Source organism: uncultured Proteiniphilum sp., from assembly GCF_937873925.1.
In the GTDB taxonomy this organism is placed as follows: Bacteria; Bacteroidota; Bacteroidia; order Bacteroidales; family Dysgonomonadaceae; genus Proteiniphilum.
In genome coordinates this window covers 30,803-51,444 of sequence record NZ_CALNAT010000016.1, presented here as the reverse complement: position 1 = coordinate 51,444, position 20,642 = coordinate 30,803, and the positions used below count along the sequence as shown (strand labels likewise).

12 protein-coding genes are annotated in these 20,642 nt (G+C 43.2%); 8 read left to right on the top strand and 4 right to left on the bottom strand.

What is annotated here, in order from left to right; translation table 11 throughout:
• Positions 1–444: 444 nt before the first annotated feature.
• From Q0502_RS01260 to Q0502_RS01235, 6 genes are all read left to right on the top strand, one after another.
• Positions 445–1,464 (top strand): FecR domain-containing protein, encoded by a 1,020-nt coding sequence (locus Q0502_RS01260; RefSeq protein WP_298646222.1) that lies wholly within the window; start codon positions 445–447, stop codon positions 1,462–1,464.
• A gap of 340 nt (positions 1,465–1,804) precedes the next feature.
• Positions 1,805–5,119, top strand: a complete 3,315-nt coding sequence (locus tag Q0502_RS01255) for a TonB-dependent receptor (protein WP_298646220.1) — start codon at positions 1,805–1,807, stop codon at positions 5,117–5,119.
• 19 nt (positions 5,120–5,138) lie between these two features.
• The gene (locus Q0502_RS01250; protein ID WP_298646217.1) at positions 5,139–6,743 is read left to right on the top strand and encodes a RagB/SusD family nutrient uptake outer membrane protein; all 1,605 of its coding nucleotides are present in this window, start codon (positions 5,139–5,141) and stop codon (positions 6,741–6,743) included.
• Positions 6,744–6,766: 23 nt separating this feature from the next.
• Positions 6,767–7,753, top strand: a complete 987-nt coding sequence (locus tag Q0502_RS01245; RefSeq protein ID WP_298646214.1) for an Ig-like domain-containing protein — start codon at positions 6,767–6,769, stop codon at positions 7,751–7,753.
• 236 nt (positions 7,754–7,989) lie between these two features.
• Complete coding sequence (locus tag Q0502_RS01240; protein WP_298646211.1) at positions 7,990–9,939, top strand: alkaline phosphatase; 1,950 nt, start codon at positions 7,990–7,992, stop codon at positions 9,937–9,939.
• A gap of 14 nt (positions 9,940–9,953) precedes the next feature.
• Complete coding sequence (locus tag Q0502_RS01235) at positions 9,954–11,417, top strand: PA14 domain-containing protein (RefSeq protein WP_298646209.1); 1,464 nt, start codon at positions 9,954–9,956, stop codon at positions 11,415–11,417.
• A gap of 316 nt (positions 11,418–11,733) precedes the next feature.
• Here Q0502_RS01235 and Q0502_RS01230 read toward each other — a convergent pair whose 3' ends face one another.
• The 3 genes from Q0502_RS01230 to Q0502_RS01220 are packed head-to-tail and all read right to left on the bottom strand — an operon-like array spanning position 11,734 to position 13,682.
• A complete protein-coding gene (locus Q0502_RS01230; protein ID WP_298646207.1) occupies positions 11,734–12,084 on the bottom strand; it encodes a hypothetical protein in 351 nt (116 codons plus the stop codon).
• 42 nt (positions 12,085–12,126) lie between these two features.
• A complete protein-coding gene (locus Q0502_RS01225; protein WP_298646204.1) occupies positions 12,127–12,747 on the bottom strand; it encodes a dienelactone hydrolase family protein in 621 nt (206 codons plus the stop codon).
• Positions 12,748–12,752: 5 nt separating this feature from the next.
• On the bottom strand, positions 12,753–13,682 hold the full coding sequence (locus Q0502_RS01220) for a ring-cleaving dioxygenase (RefSeq protein WP_298646202.1): 930 nt from the start codon (positions 13,680–13,682) through the stop codon (positions 12,753–12,755).
• A 317-nt stretch (positions 13,683–13,999) separates the two neighbouring features.
• Between Q0502_RS01220 and Q0502_RS01215 the strand changes: the two genes are divergently transcribed.
• Positions 14,000–16,270 (top strand): S9 family peptidase, encoded by a 2,271-nt coding sequence (locus Q0502_RS01215; protein ID WP_298646200.1) that lies wholly within the window; start codon positions 14,000–14,002, stop codon positions 16,268–16,270.
• 88 nt (positions 16,271–16,358) lie between these two features.
• Positions 16,359–17,465, top strand: coding sequence for a Gfo/Idh/MocA family oxidoreductase (locus Q0502_RS01210; protein WP_298646198.1), 1,107 nt, complete (start codon positions 16,359–16,361; stop codon positions 17,463–17,465).
• A 233-nt stretch (positions 17,466–17,698) separates the two neighbouring features.
• On the opposite strand, the gene Q0502_RS01205 is transcribed toward Q0502_RS01210, so the two are convergent.
• Complete coding sequence (locus tag Q0502_RS01205; RefSeq protein ID WP_298646196.1) at positions 17,699–20,524, bottom strand: glycosyl hydrolase family 28-related protein; 2,826 nt, start codon at positions 20,522–20,524, stop codon at positions 17,699–17,701.
• Between the last annotated feature and the right edge of the window lie 118 nt (positions 20,525–20,642).

The following is a 20,642-nucleotide window of genomic DNA, read 5'->3' as shown; positions in this document are numbered from 1 at the left end:
CATTATGCAAAAAAGCATAATGTATTTAAGTTTCGCGAGTAAAAAATGGTGAAATAAGCGTGGACGATCCGGCAACCCCCCGAGCGTAATGTTGTGGCCGGAAAAAGCTCATCCTTCTTCCAGAATATATCGGATAACAGCACTTTGAGTCCCGGTTTTGGCATATTTCTCCACCTCGTTTTTGTAGGCATTCAGTAATTGATTGTATGTGGCCGACAAAGATTCCTGACTCTTGATCTTTGTATCTTTTGTTATAAATTTGAAAAAAATCTCTTTTAATATAGGGGATTTTCTCTCTCATACGTCAAGTGAATATAAAAAGGGATAAAATATCTTTATCAGGGATGTTTTTAATATTGCCTGTCGTATATGAAAGAGCATATAAACTATTTGCACACAAGTGTATGATTAAAGTAAATTCCATACACCATTGAAAGATTGATAATGAATAACTTTAGTGAAACTTATATTTTAGCATATATAAAGAGGGATCTTCCCGGTGATGATATCAGTAAATGTGATGCCCTTATGCATTCCTCCCCCGAATTCCGTGAAAAGGTAGAGCGAATCGAAGCAATCTATGATTTGTCGGAAAATCTTAGAAAGCAAAAGAAGATCGATACAGAAAAAGCATGGGCGCGGTTATCCCGGAAGATAGCCTTCGTCTCTTTCCGGACAAGGGTGTGGAATATTACACGGACGGCAGCGGCAATATTATTTCCTTTGTTTTTGTTGCATCAATACGTGATACAACCGATGTTGAAGACAACTCCGCCGGAGATGATCACCCTTGTTTCGGCTCCCGGTATTGTTACAAAAGCCGTATTGCCCGATGGGAGCGAGGTTTGGCTCAATGCACAGAGCGAACTGACCTATCCGCAAAAATTCACCGGAAAAGGAAGAACTGTACGGCTGTCGGGAGAGGCTTATTTCAAAGTGGTGGCAGATAAAAAGAACCGGTTTAATGTTGTGATGCCTGATGATATTGCCGTCAGCGCTTTCGGCACGGAGTTCAATATACATGCCTATCAGGATGAGCCGGATTATCAAGTGACGCTGGCCCGGGGAAATATAGAAGTGGAAACAGCCCGTTCGATGAAAAAGGAAACGCTGGCGGTGGGACAAAAAGCCGTTTTGATACCCCAGACGGAAGAGATGACTATTGTACAGGCTGATACTTATGTAGAAACAGCCTGGAAAGACGGAAAAATGGTGTTCCGGCGGGAAAAACTCGAAACCATCGCCCAGAAGTTATCCCGTAAATTCGGAGTAGTCATTCGGCTTGAAGGCGATGTATTGAAAGACTATGAATATACTGCCACTTTTACCGATGAAACACTGGAAGATATCCTGGATCTCTTGAAAAGATCGGCCCCTATCACCTATTCCATATCCCGGCAAGAACAACTTGATAATAATGCATTTACACATCGAACTGTGACAATAAAAAGTAATAAAAGATAACCAGTAACAGAAAAGGAGGAATGCCTATGAGAACATAAATACCGGCAAAAAACATAAAACGGGAGAATGAAAATTCACTCTCCCGTCCATGATTCACAATCGCCCTCGCGGAAACTCTCACCTCACCGCCAGGCAATCGATTTACTAAACCCATAAATGAATTTAATAACAATGTAAAAGTATGAATAATAACTCAATCAACCAAAAAGCACCCATTTTTTGTACTTTTTGGAAAAAAATACCTATTGCTATGAGAATGACACTCTTATTCTTGTTCTTACTTGTTTTTCAATTACAAGCAGAACATTCATATTCTCAAAACACAAAAATTTCGTTGGATATGAAAAACAGCTCCATCGAAAAGATCTTACAGACCATAGAAGAGAGATCAGAATACTATTTCTTGTATAACAGCAAGCTGATAGATGTAGACCGAAAAACGGATATACGGGCTAAGGAAGAGTCTATTGCTGCCGTATTGAATCGGTTATTTAATGCGGAGAACGTGGAATATGAGGTAAAAGGTACGCAGATCATCCTGCATCTGAAAGAGATGAACCGTACCGATTCCGAATTGATAGCCGAAGTTCAGCAACAGCAAAAAAAACAAATCACCGGAAAGATTACTGATGAAAGTGGAGAGCCTATTATCGGCGCTAATATTATTGAAAAAAGTACTACAAACGGTATCATAACTGATATAAACGGTAATTTTTCTCTCAGAGTGGAAGAAGATGCTGTACTTTATATTTCCTATATCGGTTATCTGGAGCAGGAAATTCCTACAGCAGGCAGGACCTCTGTTGATATTGTTCTGCAGGAGGATACGAAAGCGTTAGAGGAAGTGGTTGTAATCGGTTACGGTACCGCTCGCAAGGAAGATTTGTCTACAGCCGTTTCAACCGTGAAATTTGATCAATCACTCAAAAGTCGTCCGTCTAGTATCAGTTCGATGTTGCAAGGACAATTACCTGGTGTGACCATACAGTCCTCCGGTGGAGATCCACTAGCCGGGGCTGTTTATAACATTCGTGGAAAAGGTTCGCGTGATAGCGACGGTATTCTATGGGTAGTTGACGGTGTGCCCGGAGGCATATATAACATTGAAGATGTTGAGTCTGTTACGGTGTTGAAAGATGCTGCTTCTGCAGCGATTTATGGTGCTTCGGTAGGTTCAGGAGGGGTAATTGTAATTACGACGAAACGAGCTCAATCGGGAAAGGTGAAAGTTGAGGCGAATGTCTCTCATAGTTTTCAAAATCCCTGGAGACTTCCCGAGACACTTACTTCTGAGCAATTAAATCAAGTATGGCAAGATGCTGTAGACGCATCAATCACGAAAAGGGCTCTTCCTTTGGTGGCTGATCCTTCCCGCTATCCATACGGAAATGTAACGCGTACGGATTGGATTGATGAGGTTTTCCGGACAGGGCATTTACATCATTATGCTATAGCATTATCGGGTGGAACAGAGTCATTAAAAGCTTATGGCTCTTTCTCATATGATAAAAACGAAGGGATATTGCTGAATACATACAGTGAAAAATTAGGTGCTAAATTTAATGCGGATTTTCAAATTGCAAAATGGTTGAAATTTAGTCAACAAGCAATGTATCAGTATTCTAATGGACAAGGAGACGTGTGGAATAATTCTCATGAAGGAGTGTTGATCGGGGCAATCTTTTATCCGCGGGCAGCAACAGTCTACGAATACGATGAAGACGGAGATCTTTTATATGATTCTTTTGGCATCCCCCTTTACGGCGGAACTATTCCGCAATGGGCGGTAAAGCAAGGTGTTTCGGGATACGGAGAAATACGAAATCCGGTTGCAGAATTGCAACGTATGCGTCAATTCAGACCATCCTCGTCGATTTATTCCACTTCTACAATAGAGATAAAACCAGTAAGCGGTCTTACAGTTCGTTCGGATTTTACCGCAGCGCTCGCAACCAGCCGTTATGAAGCTTTTTATCCGATAATATATGAATATGGCCGCCCCAATCCTGAAAATTCGAGAGAACTCTCCTCGTATTGGGGAAACAACTGGTTGTGGGAAACAACAGCTACTTATGCCAAGTTATTCGGCAAGCACCATATAAGCGCTATGGCAGGTTATACTATGCGAGCAAGCCATTCCCGCTGGAACAATGTATGGACCTATAATTACGATCGTGAAGACCCATTCTATACCATCGCGGGGAATGCCGGTGACTGGAGTAAAACAAAACCCGGAGAGTCTATCGGGGATGAATCTATGATTTCGGCGCTCGGGCGTATCGGATATTCTTATGGCGACCGTTATTTCGTAACAACAAGTTTACGTCGTGATGCCACCTCGAAGTTAGCTCCGGAAAATAACTGGGGTGTATTTCCTGCCATTTCAGGTTCATGGAAAATATCTTCCGAATCATTCTTCAATAAAAGTCTCATTAATCTCTTAAAACTGAGAGCCAGTTGGGGGCAAATAGGTAATTGCGACTTAGTACCTCGATATTCATATATCGCACAAATTGTATCGACCGGTTATCCTGCAGTTTTAGGTGAAAGTTTGGATCAAGCCATCTATGGAAAGTATTTATCAACACTCATTAATCGTAATCTGACATGGGAAACCACCGAACAATCAGGTATAGGTTTGGATATTGCTTTGTTACGTAATTCTTTGAACTTTTCGGTAGATTATTTCTACAAGATTACAAAAGATTTAATTGACGATATGCCTTTACCGCCTGCTGCAGGATATCCTTGGGAACCCAGGGGGAATGTTGGTAAAGTTTTGAATACCGGATGGGAATTTAGTACGGATTACCGGAAAACCATCAATAACTTTACTTTCAATGTATATGGTAATTGTAACTTTGTTAAAAGCGAAGTCAAAGATTTAGGTTCCCGCGATGTGCTGGAACATGGAACCACAATCAATGGACAGAAACCGCTCAGATCGAAGGTAGGTGAGCCCTGGTATTCTTATGCAGTGATTGAAACCGATGGTATCTACCAGACCTGGGAAGATATTAATAATCATACTTATACAAATCCGGAAACAGGAGAGGTAACTCTTATCAGACCTAACGCCCGCCCGGGAGACATAAAATATGTGGATTATAATAATGATGGTATCATCAATGATGAAGACCGTCAATATATGGGAAGCTATTTGCCTAAAGCTTCCTTTGGATTCGGGGGAGGTTTTGATTATAAGGGATTCGATTTCCAGTTTTTCTTCCAGGGAATTGCTGGAGTGAAGATATATAATGGATTTCGTATGATGGGATTAACCGGAAGACAACAAGGAAATAATATGTTGGCCGATGTATTGGATTCATGGACATACAATAAAAGTTCAGGTATTCCACGCTTATCTTTGTTCGACGATGCTAACGGCAATTATGGAAATGTATCAGACTTCTTTCTGGAAGATGGGAGTTATCTACGGTTGAAGAATATGACTGTAGGGTATACTTTACCTCGGAGTATTATGCAAAATATCGGAATGAGAGACCTTAAGCTTCGTTTATATGTGGGTGCTGAAAACCTATTGACTTTTACCCGATATACCGGATTTGATCCGGAAGTTTCGAACTATGGTATAGATAGTGGAGCATATCCGGTTTCACGTAAATTGAATATAGGGATTAATTTGAATTTTTAATTTGATAAATAATAAATTCATGAAAAAGATAATTAAATACTATAAAATAACTTTCACGCTTGCGTTAATCGCTATTTTTTGTGGATGTAGTGATTTTTTGGAATTTAAACCGTATGGACCCATTACTTCTGATACTTTCTGGCAAACAGAAGATGACTTGAAAGCTGCATTAAATGCATTTTATGATTATACATATTGGGAAGGAACAACAGGCCGGGGTGTATATTGGTTTGAGAATTGCAGTGATGATATGGTTACCGGACGTGTAAATGCAACTGCAGATGCATGTAAAAACTTCCAAATGGCAGCAAACAGCGGTTTGGATGTAAGTGACACATGGCCTCGCTTTTATCAGGTAATTGCTAAATCCAATGATATTTTACGTTATGTGCCGAACATGCATGTTTCCGAATCCCTGAAAGACAGAGCCATTGCTGAAGGTTATTTCTTCCGGGGGTATGCATATTTATGGCTGGCTCCTTGGTATGGGGACAATGGACCCAACGGTGGAATACCTGTCATCACTGAAGAAACCACAGTTGAAGAATTAGATATGCCACGCCCGCTCACAGTTTTGGAAAATTATGATTTAATCATTAGCGATTTGCGCAAAGCAGGCGATTTGTTGCCAGCCTTGTCGGAGCAGGCAAAAACAGATTACGGCCGCCCACATAAAGCTGCTGCATGGGCTTTCGCTGCACGTGCTGCACTTTACGCTTCTCAATATGACAACAAATACTTTGATATAGTCATCGAGATGTGCGATAAGGTTATCAATATGACAGGATCAGATAAAAGAGACCTATATCCTGATTTCACTAAACTCTTCCGCAGAGAAAATAACTTCAGTGGGGAATACATCTATTCAATTCTGGGAAATGCAACCGAAGGGCCAAAATTTCATGGAATGGGTTTCCAGAACGGCGGTTTTGGAATATATAATACCTGGGGTTATTTTCAGCCGACGTTAGAATTGTATAATGCTTATGCTCCGGGAGATGTGCGTCGCGATGCTACAATTTTATTCCCTAATCAACATATTACATTTGTAGGCAGAGATATTCATTGGGCGGTTAACCCTTCCGAGGTTTCTTCTACATCAGGGATGACCGGCCGTAAGTTTATGTCTATCTTCGAAGCGGCTGATTGTATTGGTACCGTGGTAAATACCAGTGGAAATAATCAAAGTAATGAATTAGGCATGGTTGTGATGCGTTATGCAGATGTATTACTGATGAAAGCGGAGGCTTTAATCTGGAAGAATGGGGAAGGAGATGCAGGGGCCAAGTCTTTATTGAATCAGATTCGAAAGAGGGCCGGTTTGGCAGAAAACAGCAGTGCCACTAAAGCGGAATTAAAAAATGAACGCAGATGCGAATTGGCTCTTGAATTTTTGCCAAGCCGTCATTTTGATTTGGTTCGTTGGGGTGATGCCAGGACAGTTTATGCAAAGTCTTTACATGGTGTTAAAACGATTTTGAAAAACGGAGCATTTGACCGTGTCGAAGAAATAGAATGTTGGCCGGCCCGTACATTTAATCCAAATGTACATCATGTTTTTCCCATCCCGTCAGTACAAATTGCAAAATCTAATGGAATACTCAAACAGAATCAGGGTTATTAGATGGGTATTTAATATATATTTTAATGAAAAAATGGAAATTTGTTTATATGAAAATTATGAAAATATCTGATTTAGTTAAAGGGGCCTGGATTCTTGGCTTTGGCTGCTGTTTAATGTCGTGTGATGATAAGACAGTTGAAATGAAAGATATATGGGTAGATCCCGGTTCAATATCGCTTAACTTAGGACTTCGCACCCAAATCGCTGCAATCCCCATTCCAATAGATGCCACTGATCAAGAGCTCGAGTGGATTTCGGAAAATTCGGATATTGCAACAGTAACCCGTTTTGGGATTGTCGAGGCCGTTGCGGAAGGAAGTACCAACATTATTGTAAAAAAAGGAACATTGCAAAAAACAATTCCCATAACGGTTACCGATCCTGTTGTAATTCCTCCGGAAAAATCGTCTTGGCTTTTTGATGCCCCTTCAAATATCGGAAAAGCGGCGATTGGGCAGGATCTGATTTTAATTGGAGAAGGATTTACTTCGATCGATGGTCCAAAAAGTGATAACAAGGCTGTTCGTATTGCAAAAGGTAGTCATTTTGAAGCCTTCCACGGAATTACACCGAATGGTGGAGGAACAAAAGTAAATGAATATACTATGCTGATCGATTTCAAAGCGCCGGAATTAGGTAAATGGTATTCCTTCTACCAGACCGATCTGGCTAATAATAGTGATGCTGAAGTATTCATCAATCCAGGCGGGTCAATCGGAGTAGGCGCAACTGGATATTCGGGAAGTGTGGTTGAGCCTGACAAGTGGTCGCGCCTGGTAATTTCTGCAAAATTAGGCGTATGGTTTAGATACTATTTGGATGGAGAATTAATTCATCAGACACCAGATCTAAATGCAATAGTTGTAGACGACCGTTTCGCTTTGTTGGAAAAAGTAATACTTTTTGGAGACAATGACGGAGATGACGCCGATATTGACATTGCGGAAGTAACCTTCTGGAGCGAAGCTTTGGATGAATTACAAATAAAAAAACTGGAACGTCAAAGATAAAGAACAATTCAAAATGTAACATTGAACCAAGTTTGCGTAAGAAATTTTCTTACGCAAACTTGATTTTAATAAATGAAAAATATATTATTCTTTTTATCGTCGTTTTATATATGGTTTGTAATTCTGATCTAAATCACGTTACCAATACCGATACTCCCACACATTTTGCCGACAGCCGAGTCATTCAGACCCTATACCCATTGTGGCACATATAGCTGTAAACTAATTGAAATATAATGATGAAAATAATAAATAACGGATTATTAATTACAATATTTGCCTGTTTCCTGTTCCCTTTTGCTTTTGCAGCAACGGCGCAACAGCGCATTTTGATACATTCCCACAACGACTATCGCCAGCGAGTGCCTTTTTATCAGGCTTATTCGCAGCAGGTATATTCCATTGAAGTAGATATTTTCGTAACGGAAGAGGGTGATTTACTCGTGGGGCACGATATTGAAGAATTGACACCCGATGCAGATCTGAAAAGCATATATGTATTGCCCATCGTAAAATTATTCAAAGAAAATGGAGGTAAGGCGTGGAAAAATTCGGATAATGATTTGCAGTTGATGATCGATTTAAAATCTCGGACGGAACCTACCCTGACCAAAGTCGTGGAAATGTTTGGGCAATATCCGGAAGTGTTTGATCCCATCCTCAATCCGAACGCCGTGAGAGTGGTAATTACAGGTAATGTTCCGAAAGCGGAAGATTTTGCGAAATACCCTGAATTTATCTTTTTCGACGGACAAATTAATACCGACTATACAGACGCTCAACTGGAAAGGATAGCGCTGATAAGCTCTCCGTTTTTTGAATATGCGCGTTGGAACGGCAAAGGCACACTGATCCCTTCTCAAAGAAAAAAAGTACAGGACGCCATCGATAAGGCACACGCCATGAGAAAACCCATCCGTTTTTGGGGATCCCCCGACGGAATTACCGCATGGAATACGCTGCATACACTGGGTGTGGATATCATCAATACAGATAGGGTGGAAAAATGCACCGATTTCTTCAGGAATTTTGAAGATAAGAACTACCGGATAGAAACCGGCATACACAATGTGCACGGAATGGTTGCGACTGACCGTCTGGATAAGACAACGTCGGGTTTCAAAGGTTTCGACCGTGAAAAGATCCAACTCACCCAGGGTATAGACATATATCATCCCTCCTATTCGAATGATGGTACCGGAAAGAAAGTAAAAAATATCATCTTCCTTATCGGGGACGGAATGGGATTGGCGCAAATCAACGCGGCGGAAACCGTAAATAAGGGTTTGACACTTTTGAATTTCAAAAACATCGGACTGCAAACAAGCAATCCCAAAGGTGATTATACTACAGACTCGGCTGCCGGAGGCAGCGCCCTGGCAACCGGAGAAGCTACGACCAACCGCCACATCAGCATGACAGACGGGAAAGTGAACCTATCATTGACCGACTATGCATACGACAAAGGGTTGGCTTGCGGTGTAATTACACTGGGTAACCTGGCGGACGCTACGCCTGCCGCATTTTACGGGCATGCTACGGAGCGTGACGATACCGATCTACTGACCGATTATCTGCTCGATGGAAAGCTCACGTTGCTGGCAGGCGGAGGTATGGATGTTTTTACCGATCGAAAAGATAAGAAGGATATTTTAAGTGAATTGAAGAAACAATATCGCGTAACGAACGATTTTGAAGAGATAAATCTCGACGATAAAAAAGTGATTTGTGCCGACGGTCGTATGGATTTGGCTGCCACACAGGGAACGCTGGATATATTGGCTGAAGCTACACGGATGGGTATTGAAAAACTGCAAAAAGCAAGCGAGAAAGGTTTCTTCCTGATGGTGGAAGGTGCTAAGATAGATTATGCCGGACATGCTAATTCTTTACCGGGTTCGGTAGTTGAAACACTCAGTTTCGATATGGCTATTGCAGAGGCCCTTAAATTTGCCGATAACAACGGCGAAACACTGGTTGTAGCAACTGCCGATCACGAAACCGGAGGATTAACGTTAATCGATGGAGATCGCGAAACGGGATCAATTACCGGCTATTACGTTACTGATGACCATACCCCCATCATGCTTCCGGTATTTGCTTACGGTCCCGGTTCTCAGGAGTTCCACGGAGTATATAGGAATACGGAGATATTTCACAAAATGAAAAAAATATTAGGTTTATAAATAAGACAACGAAAATGAAAAAATATATAGCCATACTTTTAATCCTATTGGTTTGTTCAGGAATGGTACATACTTTTGGGCAGGATAATATCCGGTTCGGTTTCGACAAGAACGGACAATTTAAAATTGCCCAATTTACCGATCTGCATTGGGATAATAAATCCCCCGGCTGTGCTGAAACCGTAGAAGTTATAAAATATGTGTTATCCATCGAAAATCCTGATCTGGCAATGCTTACCGGGGATATCATAACCGCGCCGCCCGCCAGAGAAGGATGGTTGTCTGTAGCCAGAATATTTGAAGAAGCGAAGATGCCTTGGGCGGTCGTGTTGGGGAATCATGATGACGAAACCGGTGTGACCCGTGAAGAAGTGTTCGACATAATAGAAAACCTGCCTTATTTTGTCGGAGAAAAAGGGGAAAAAATGACCGGCTGCGGAAATTACACACTGCCGATTATGAGTTCCGACGGGACAAAAATTGCATCTGTTTTATATTGTCTGGACTCCAATAATAAACCGGCAGCACATAAATACGGTCACTATGATTGGATACATGCCGATCAGATAGATTGGTATCGCAAAACAAGCGCTGCATACACCGCGAACAATAATAATCAACCTTTACCGTCTTTGGCATTTTTCCATATTCCTATCCTTGAGTTTAATAATATTGTGGGTAAGGAAACCACAGTAGGCATACAAAAAGAAGGTGTGGCATCGCCCGAAATCAATTCGGGACTGTTCTGTTCTTTTATCGAAAAGAAAGACATGATGGGGGTTTTTGTCGGACACGACCACGACAATGATTATATCGGAATAGACTACGATATCGCATTGGGTTTTGGACGTACTACCGGTATAGATGCTTATGGGATATTGGAGCGTGGCAGCCGTATCATTAATCTGTATGAAAATAAATTCCGGTTCGATACGTGGATAAGAACCCGGAAGGGAACGGCGTTTGCCTATTATTTTCCCTCGGGGTTATCGTCGGTTGATGAAGAGTCTATGGCTTTTCTTCCGGCACAGACAAGTATCGGAAAAGAGGCACAAGGAATATCATATACTTACTATGAAGGCGGTCGTCTTAAAAAAATAGCGGAGATAGAAACGAATGCAAAAAAAATAAAAGAAGGCACGATTGAGAACTTCTCATTGGATCCGGCAGTTACTGTCGATTCGTTCGCTCTGGTTTTCAAAGGATTGATTGATATTCCCGAAAGAGGAGTTTATCGATTTTACACCTATTCCGATGACGGTTCCCGCCTGTCTATCGACAATCAGGTCGTGGTCGATAACGATGGTTCCCACAATGCGCGGCGTGTTGACGGAAAAGTGGCATTGGAAGCAGGATTACACGAACTGGAAGTCATCTATTTTGAAGATTATATGGGCGAAGTTCTTGAAGTCGGTTGGTCGAGCCGTTCGATTCGCGAAGAACAAATCCCCGATGAGGTTTTGTTTGTTTCAGAATAATATAGTGAAATATATATTGGGTAAAACATGAAAACAACAACAATTATTTACTGAGTCTATGCCTAGTCCTGTCGGCATTATTTCGTTTCTTTCCGTTTCAACGCACATTGGACAACTTTTATGCAGAGCAACACCCTGACGGTTTTATCTGCCGTGAAATCAAGCAGGATGGAGCGTAGATATATTCCCTTGTTTTTGTTTCATTGTAGGAGTAAAAAACGGGAAAAAGTGGATCATTGCAGAGGTGTTGTCGTTTGTGGTTTTTATAAGGAGGACTTAAAATATTCTAATGAGTGTGATGCTCTTGAGCAACTTTTCAGGCTAAGTGGATAAAAATTGATGTACGTTCCTTTTTCTCTAAATTCTTAGTGTGATGTCCTTTACCGGTAGTGTCTTCCACCAACAGGATTTCACCGGTTTGAAATTGACGTACCTCTCCCAGTGACGTTTCGATTTCCACGCCGCCATCTAACAAAACGATATACTGGCGTTGCGGGGCATGATGAAAATCGTAATCATAATCCGGTGAAACCTTTCTGAATTGCAGCGATTTTACTTCGATATTTTCAGACAGGCAGCCGATTTGACCACGGTCGAACCAAGGTATTTTGATATCCTCAAACCGGGAGTCGCCGTTTATATCAGTATAGATGCGGGTTATTCTCATAATGTGCCAATTAAATCGATAAATCATTCAATCAGTAAATCATCACGTCAAAATAATCCGGTTTACCTGTTCAATTTCGTCTTCGGAAATGGTATGCCCTCGGTTTGTATACACCTTTTCCGTCACGGAGGCATTCATTTCCTGCAGGATATCGGCGGAAGCGTATACACGTTCCACCGGCACATGGAAATCGGGATTGCTTGTTCCTATGAAGACCGGTGTTTGATCGAAATCTCCTTTGTAGTTTTCCCTTTCTATGCGGTCTCCGATAAGCCCGCCGGTAAACGCAACTATTCCACCGTACTTTCGGGCATTACGGGCGACAAACTCCAATGTAAGGCAGGCGCCTTGAGAGAATCCGAGAATATACACATTTTCGATTTTTATCCCCGATTTCAGTACCGTTTCCAATGTTTGATCCACAATGTTCAGAGCAGATGATAACCACGGCTCGTTTTCGGTTACCGGTGCCAAAAAGGACCGGGGATACCATGTCTGGTTTGTCGCCTGCGGTGCCAGCAGGGCATAGTCTGCTACGTTAAGAAGCCGGGATAAAGACAGGATGCTTTCCGCGTCGGCACCTCGGCCGTGCAGCATGATCAACGCTTTTTGCGCCTGTTCCAAAGGCTTGCCCGAATAGACGATATGTAATTGATGAGTCATTTTCTTTACAGTTCCGGCAGGACACTTTCGATTTTGTTCCGCATACTCTCGTATCGTTTAGGTAGTTTCAGCGCCGTACCCAGGTTTTCCAACGTTTCATCCACCGTGAAACCGGGGTTATCGGTCGCCAGTTCAAACAATACGCCTCCCGGCTCCCTGAAGTATAGGGAGAAAAAGTAATCCCTGTTAATTTTCGGAGTGATGTCCAGTCCCGCTTTTAATACTTTTTCCCGGAATTCCATCAGGATATCGTCGTTTTTCACCCGGAAAGCAATATGATGGTTTGTTCCGGCCGCATTCCGGCCTACCGGGGCCGTGGGATCTTCTATAATATCCACCATGTTCGCCGTATCAATAGCATCTGTAACAAAACGATACCTGTTGCCGGCCTGTTCGCTGAGCGAATACCCGAAAATATCGGTCAGGATCCCGGCAGTAGGTTTTCTGTTCCTCAACGTGAGGGTCACATTGTGAAATCCTCTGATCGCGACATCTTGTGGAGTTTCCTGCGTAGACCACGGCTTCCTGCCGTCGGGATGTGCGGGAACGACGAGGTGCAGTTGCAATCCGTCGGGATCGTTGAAAGAAAGCATTTTCTCGCCGAAAATTTCAGTTTCTTCCGTTGTGATATGATGCTGCGCAAGACGTTCTTTCCAGAAACCGGAACTTCCGTCCGGTATGGCATATCCTATATGCGTAGCCATACCCGCCCCGTTTTTTCCGGGGCCTATTCCTTCCCACGGGAAGAAGGTGATGACCGTGCCGGGTGTCCCTTGCTTATTTCCGAAATAGAAATGGTAGGTACCCGGATCGTCAAAATTAACGGTTTTCTTTACCAGTCTTAATCCCAGTGCGTTCGTATAAAAATCGAGATTTCTCTTTGCATTGTCGGAGATGGCGGTGATGTGATGTAATCCCAGAATATTGGCGTTCATATTTTTCGTTATCGCTATTATTTCATAGATAGAAACTTATAACAATAAAAAATTCCCTTTGTTCATCGTTTTAAATTTGGATCAATAAACAGATTATGAGGAACTAATCAGGACCGATAACCTTACGGAAGAAGGGAATTCATCCGATAACTCATAAGGATGGAAGCCTTACCTTTTGATGCGGAATAAAAAATATTTTAAAAAAGAGCAAAATTATTTGCCGATACAAATAGATCATTTTACATTCGTATCGGAATACGATATTGTTTTCAACATTTTTATATTCTGTTTGTTTTACTTACATTAAAATTAATCCTATGAACATAAAAAAAGCAGGCGTATTGATCGCTGTGATTGTAATAACTATGAGTCTGAAAGCGCAAACTATTGCAGGTGATTGGAAAGGCACCCTTTCGGTGCAGGGAATAAATCTGGAGTTGATCTTCCATTTTGCCGGAGAAGACGGGAATTTATCCGGTACGATGGACGTACCCATGCAGGGAGCTGCCGGCATCCCTGTGGACATGGTTGAGCTGTCGGGGAACGAGTTTAAGTTAGGCGTGACGGCGGCGCAGATTGTCTACAAGGGTGAGCTGCAGGACGACAGTATCACCGGGAATTACGAACAGGCAGGGATGACCCTTCCCCTTACGTTAAAGCGTTTTGAAAGCAAGCTGCCCGGGAATGCCGGCCTGGTGACAACCGAAGAGGAACTGCAGGAGCTGATCACCCTCGACAAAGGGGCTTACAAATACAGTGTGGCCGACTATTTCGCACGGCCCAGTGCATCCGCTTTCCAGCTATCACCGAACGGCAAGTATTTATCGTATAAGGAAAAGGATGGACTGAAAAACCATGTCTATATCAAAGAGCTTGCTTCGGGAAAAGTGATCCGCGCCATTGAGGAAAAAGAGGAGCCCATCAAAGGTTACGGCTGGATCAACGATGAGCGCCTGTTTTACGCCATGGACAATGGCGGTAACGAGAATTACCATATTTATGCGGCCGACATTGACGGCGGAAATGCGCTTGATCTTACTCCTTTCGAAGGGGTGAAAGCCGGAATTATTTCTCTTCTGAAAGAACAGAAGGATTATATCATTATCTCTATGAATAAGGATAACCCGCAGGTGTTCGAGCCTTATAAGCTGAACGTGGTCACCGGCGAACTGGAGAAGTTGTACGAGAACAGCGATCCCGCCAATCCTATCCAGGGATATGATTTTGACAAAGACGGAAACCTGCGCGCCTATACCAAAATGGCGAACGGCATCGAGATGGAGTTCTATTATAAAAACGCAGAAACAGGGGCTTTTGAATTAAAGAAAAAAACGAACTGGGACGACAGCTTCGCGATCATTGCCTTTAATTACAATACGCCCGATCCGGATGATGCCTATGTGGTCACTAACCTGGACGGCGATAAAATCCGTATCGTCCTCTATGACCTCAAAAACAACCGCGAAATCAAAGAAGTGTTTTCAAATCCTCAATATGATGTGGCCGATATGGGCTTGTCGCGCAAACGGAACTATGAGATCGATTATTTCAGCTATGAAGGCGAAAGATCGGAGATCATTCCGGTGAGCGGCCTGTACAAAGAGATCGACGCGGGTGTGAAGCAGCATTTCCCCGGCAAGATCTACGGGATTGCCGATTATGATGACGACGAGAATACCTTCCTCATTATCCTGCAAAGCGATAAGCTGTACGGAAAGTACTATGAGTACGACGTAAAAACAAAACAGTTTACCCTGTTATACGACCTGATGCCGCAGTTAAAGGAAGAAGATATGGCTGAAATGCGCCCTATCACCTTTAAAAGCCGCGACGGACTGACCATTCACGGGTATATTACCCTTCCCAAAGAGGCGTTGCAGGGTAAGAGCGTGCCGATGGTGGTCAATCCCCACGGAGGACCGCAGGGGATCCGCGACTCATGGGGATTTAACCCGGAGACGCAACTGTTTGCCAGCCGTGGCTATGCTACCCTCCAAGTGAATTTCCGTATTTCGGGCGGATACGGTAAGGAGTTCCTGCGTGCCGGCTTCAAACAGATCGGCCGGAAAGTGATGGACGATGTGGAAGACGGCGTACGTTATGCCATTGCCCAGGGTTGGGCTGATGAAAACAAAATCGCGATCTATGGCGGCAGCCATGGAGGTTATGCAACCCTGATGGGACTCGTGAAAACGCCTGATCTGTATACCTGCGGGGTAGATTATGTGGGTGTTTCCAATATCGAAACTTTCTTCTCGTCGTTTCCCGAATACTGGAAACCGATGACCGAAATGGTGAAGCAGATATGGTATGACCTGGACAACCCGGAAGAAAAGGCCATCGCCCGCGAAGCATCACCGGTATACCAGATAGATAAGATCACCAAGCCGGTATACGTGGTGCAGGGGGCCAACGACCCGAGGGTGAACATCAATGAATCCGACCAGATCGTGACCGCTCTGCGGGCAAAAGGACTGGAGATTCCCTATATGGTGAAATACAACGAAGGCCATGGCTTCTACCGCGAAGAGAACCGTATGGACTTTTACGGCACTATGCTCGGATTCCTGGCGAAATACCTCAGGTAGGAATGTGTATATTTTTCTCTATTACCGGTTTAAGTAAAAACCGGGATTGTGCAGCCCTATTGTGTGATAAATGACAGAGAATGCATTTATGAAGATATTTATTATACTATTGAGTATTGCTTATTCTTTTTGCCTGCCATTCAGCTACGCGCAATCAGACAAACCGGTAAGAATCGGCGTCGACGGTTTGTCGCACGACCATATCCACGGTCTTTTGAACAGACACAAGGAGCGTACCGACATTCAGGTTGTAGGTATTGCCGAATCCAATAAAGAAAGGGCGCAGGCGCTTTCGGATCGATATGGATTCGATATGAGTATCGTTTACGATGATCTGGCTACCATGATCGAAGAAACTGAACCGGAAGGTGTGGTTGCTTTTAATTCGATTTACGGCCATTTGAGCACCGTAGAGATCTGTGCGCCGAGAGGGATTCATGTAATGGTGGAGAAACCGTTGGCCGTTAGTCCGGAGCACGCCGGAAAAATGGCAAAATTAGCACGGGAAAACAATATCCATCTTTTGACCAACTACGAAACAACGTGGTATCCGACTCATTACAAGGCTTTCGAAATGGCTGTCGTAAATCAGGAGATCGGAGCTATTAACAAAGTTGCTATCAACGACGGGCACAAAGGGCCTGTGGAGATCGGCTGTTCTCCCGAATTCCTGGCCTGGCTCACCGATCCTGTTTTGAATGGAGGCGGGGCAGTGATCGATTTTGGCTGCTATGGGGCTAACTTAATGACCTGGATCATGCAGAACGAGGAACCTGAAACTGTTACGGCCGTGCTACAGACGATCAAACCAGAGGTTTATCCCAAAGTAGATGACCAGGCAACCATTATCCTGACTTATCCGCATACGCAAGCAATCATTCAAGGATCGTGGAATTGGCCCGTTGACAGGAAAGACCTCTCTATTTACGGGAAAGAAGGGTATGTAACGGCACACAATCAGCGCGATCTGGAGTATCGTTTAACTCGTTCCGTACCTAAACAGGAAATAAAAGTAACCGAATTCCCTTCGGCAGCAAAAGAGCCGTTCAACTATTTTGCGAATGTGATCAGAGGGAATTTCAAAGTGGAAGTCACAGACCTTTCCTCGTTGGAAAATAATTTGATTGTCGTGAGAATATTAGACGCGGCAAAACAAAGTGCCGCAGAGGGAAGAACCATTCAGTTCAAAAAGTAGTTTTTCTGTTTTCTGAAAAATAAAAAGGGTTGTCTGGAAAGTCACTTATTCGTTTGCGAAAATTGATATTTGATTGCAGCCTCAGATAGGGATACAAAGAAAAGAATATGTCTCAAAATAGAAATTAAGCCTTTGAGGGTTGAATATTTAAATCAGTTCTCAAATAGAGGCCCAGACCAAAAGAGGGTAGAATACCCTGTGGATACACCCCTCTTTTCAATTGCATAATTGTATCAATTATTATTCCTTCTCTGCATCGGAACAACATCAGATCCGAAAATACCATTCGGGTTCTCACTATTGTTTCTCAACCCCGAGTCATAATAGTTGTTAGTGAGTTCTATTGAAGTTCCTGTGGCGTGTAGTCGTCCATACACATTATTTCCGGTAATATCCCCTGTCATTCTTTGTGCGAGATAGGAAGAATATATATGCGTTTTTCCGCCTCTGACATCTATACAGGGAGTGCCTGTACGTTGGAAATTTGCCTGTTGGAAACGCACTGTACCGTTATTGATGATAGCGCCTACGGTAGGACTACCCCAAAACGCGCTATTGTACAGGATAAGTTGTGCGTCAGGGTGAACTTTGTCGGTGTTTACTTCATCTCCCATAAGAACGTATGATCTGACAGGTTGCCCCTGGATTCGTGTATTCACCAGTTCGGAGTTAATCGCAACGATTTTGGTGTTTTCGTCCGCATCTTCCACGAATAAAGCATACGTACAACCGTCTGAACCGTGACCGATGACCGTCATTTCTCCCGGATCGTTGCCCGTTATCGCATCTTTCAGGAAATGGATGCCATATACTGATCCGTAAACGAAATTGTTGAAGATCGTCTGGTTTTTAACATCGGCAAATTGTAACGCGCTGCAATTTGCCTGCACGAATCTACCTAAAGCTACTCTTGGATATCCTTGCCCTTCGTGCGGGTGTCTTGTTCCGTAATGCGGATTGAATTGTATATTTCTGATAAATCCGCCCTCGGCGCCCCCGCCGACCCAAATACCTGCTCTCGCGAGTACACCTGCAAAATAATCGACATAGTGGCCACCGGTATTATATGACGCGAGGTCTATTCCTTTGTCGCCGGCAGAGACCGTTATATTAACAATGTACACATTTTTACCCTGCCCTTGTATCAGGAACGGGGTTTTTCTCGGATTGACAGCACTAAACTCACCGGTTGCTATATTAAGCTGTACGATTTTAAATCCTCTGATACCCGCATTTGCTTCAAGCTGTATGAGCGAAACCCCGTTTTCTCCGGCGGCACCGCCCGCGTAATTTGTAAATAGGGCCGTACCTCCACTTTGGGTATGGTGTTGCACATCCCAGGTTCCTCTCAGTTCGACTCCCGAAGGAACGGTGACAGGGTTATCCACCAGATATCTTCCGCCCGGCATATAGACCGTACCGCCGCCGGCAGCTTTTACCGTATTAAGTGCAGCTTGCAATTCGGCTGATACGTCTGTTGTCGGTTCGTTGTTATTAAAACCGGTGGCTCTCGGTAAATCGATTCTCAAAACCTTGTTCGATTTTGGCTTTGGGTGTACCGCAATATCTGTTTTTATATCTTTCGGGATCGGATCAAAAAGGTATGTATCATCGACAAGAACTTCAATTTGAGCATGTCTGCTATTATTTTCAACTTTCAATGCACGATTATAGCCGGAATTCATCGACTTCAGAGAGTTCACGTCCGTGTTCAGATACACATGACCATCAGGCTGCCTGAATTCACTCTGGGTGAGCAATGCGTTACCACTGTTTATTTTAAGCGCGTAGTCTTTGTGTCTGTCGAACGTACAGTTTTCAAAAGATATAACGCCGTCACTTCCGTCACTGACAACAGGGCCATGGAAATCTACACCGTTGAATTGCACGGATGAGCTGAAATAGTTGTAGAAATACACGGCAAGACCGTCTTCATTGGCACCGAATGTAGAGCTGGAGAAAAGCAATCCGTATGGATTGACATCCTGAACATATAAACCAACACCACAATTTTCGATATGAATTTTGTAAAATTGTGCGTTCGGCGCATCGGTAAAACCGGGTTCTCTGCCTATCCACATACCTGTTTTATATCCGGAGATATACAGATAAGATACATATTCCCAGTCGGAACGATGTATCTGAAACCCTGTGCCGTTGGCTTTCGTATATGCGGAAACTTCCCCCAGCGAAGGGGAGCCGGGAAGTCCTGAATTTGCCCAATATTTCGGGTCGATTCTTACGTTTTCGATACGTCCGATGTCGGTACATACGTGTATTTCAAGTCCCGTATTGAGAGCTGTTACATAACTGTTCAAGACATAATGCAACTCGCTCGGTGCGGAATAGAACCCGTTGTAGGCGTTTACAAGCGTTACATTTTCAACTGTCGCACTGTTGCCTGCTGCCTGATATAGCGACCACGGGTACGGTTTTATGTCCTTCATATCTTGTTCGGGATACCAGATTGAGAGGTTGGTTACACCTGTTCCTTCCCTCATATCTATAAATCTGTCGGCTATGCTGGTATAGGTCGTATGAAGCATGTTATCAGCCTGCGGGTCATTCCACCAACTTTCAACGGTTCCGTTATGGTTGGGAGAATCTTTACCGACATGTACTTCGAGAATTGTTCCGAGAACTTTTCCGTCGTGTAATTCAGGGTCTGCCCAATCGCCACGGAGTTGCACACCCTGAGGAAGTTGTAAAACATATTCGTAATGATAATTTTTGTTCGCTTCTGCACTTCCCTCGCGCACTCTAACACTTATGGTACCAGTTTGGGTACTGCGGAATTCATAATTTCCCGCAGGTATATATACTACGCCGCCATCGTTATTGTGTGCGGCATCAATTGCAGCCTGAAAAGCAGCCCTGTTGTCAAAACCCGGTTCGGCTTTCGCCCCAAACTTCGGATCGGTTACTACGAAGTCGGATATAACCCGGTCTTTTGTAGGATAAATGGTTGTAATAGCCTCTTTTATCTCTTTTTGAGCTTGTAAACAACTTGCAAAAGAAAGAAGAACCAGAATGCCGAATAGATTTAGTTTTTTATTCATACGAGATATTTTATTTTTTTAGTGAACAAATATCGCGCACCATGCTTAACAGACAACTTAATTAAACATTAAGAAACCTCCAAAATTTAGTTATTTTATGTCTTACTATGAATGGTGA

Bases quoted from the DNA above. Each gene is read 5' to 3' on its own strand.
- Q0502_RS01260 (WP_298646222.1), top strand. From the start codon at position 445: ATGAATAACTTTAGTGAAACTTATATTTTAGCATATATAAAGAGGGAT.
- Q0502_RS01255 (WP_298646220.1), top strand. From the start codon at position 1,805: ATGAAAAACAGCTCCATCGAAAAGATCTTACAGACCATAGAAGAGAGA.
- Q0502_RS01250 (WP_298646217.1), top strand. From the start codon at position 5,139: ATGAAAAAGATAATTAAATACTATAAAATAACTTTCACGCTTGCGTTA.
- Q0502_RS01245 (WP_298646214.1), top strand. From the start codon at position 6,767: ATGAAAAAATGGAAATTTGTTTATATGAAAATTATGAAAATATCTGAT.
- Q0502_RS01240 (WP_298646211.1), top strand. From the start codon at position 7,990: ATGATGAAAATAATAAATAACGGATTATTAATTACAATATTTGCCTGT.
- Q0502_RS01235 (WP_298646209.1), top strand. From the start codon at position 9,954: ATGAAAAAATATATAGCCATACTTTTAATCCTATTGGTTTGTTCAGGA.
- Q0502_RS01230 (WP_298646207.1), bottom strand. From the start codon at position 12,084: ATGAGAATAACCCGCATCTATACTGATATAAACGGCGACTCCCGGTTT.
- Q0502_RS01225 (WP_298646204.1), bottom strand. From the start codon at position 12,747: ATGACTCATCAATTACATATCGTCTATTCGGGCAAGCCTTTGGAACAG.
- Q0502_RS01220 (WP_298646202.1), bottom strand. From the start codon at position 13,682: ATGAACGCCAATATTCTGGGATTACATCACATCACCGCCATCTCCGAC.
- Q0502_RS01215 (WP_298646200.1), top strand. From the start codon at position 14,000: ATGAACATAAAAAAAGCAGGCGTATTGATCGCTGTGATTGTAATAACT.
- Q0502_RS01210 (WP_298646198.1), top strand. From the start codon at position 16,359: ATGAAGATATTTATTATACTATTGAGTATTGCTTATTCTTTTTGCCTG.
- Q0502_RS01205 (WP_298646196.1), bottom strand. From the start codon at position 20,524: ATGAATAAAAAACTAAATCTATTCGGCATTCTGGTTCTTCTTTCTTTT.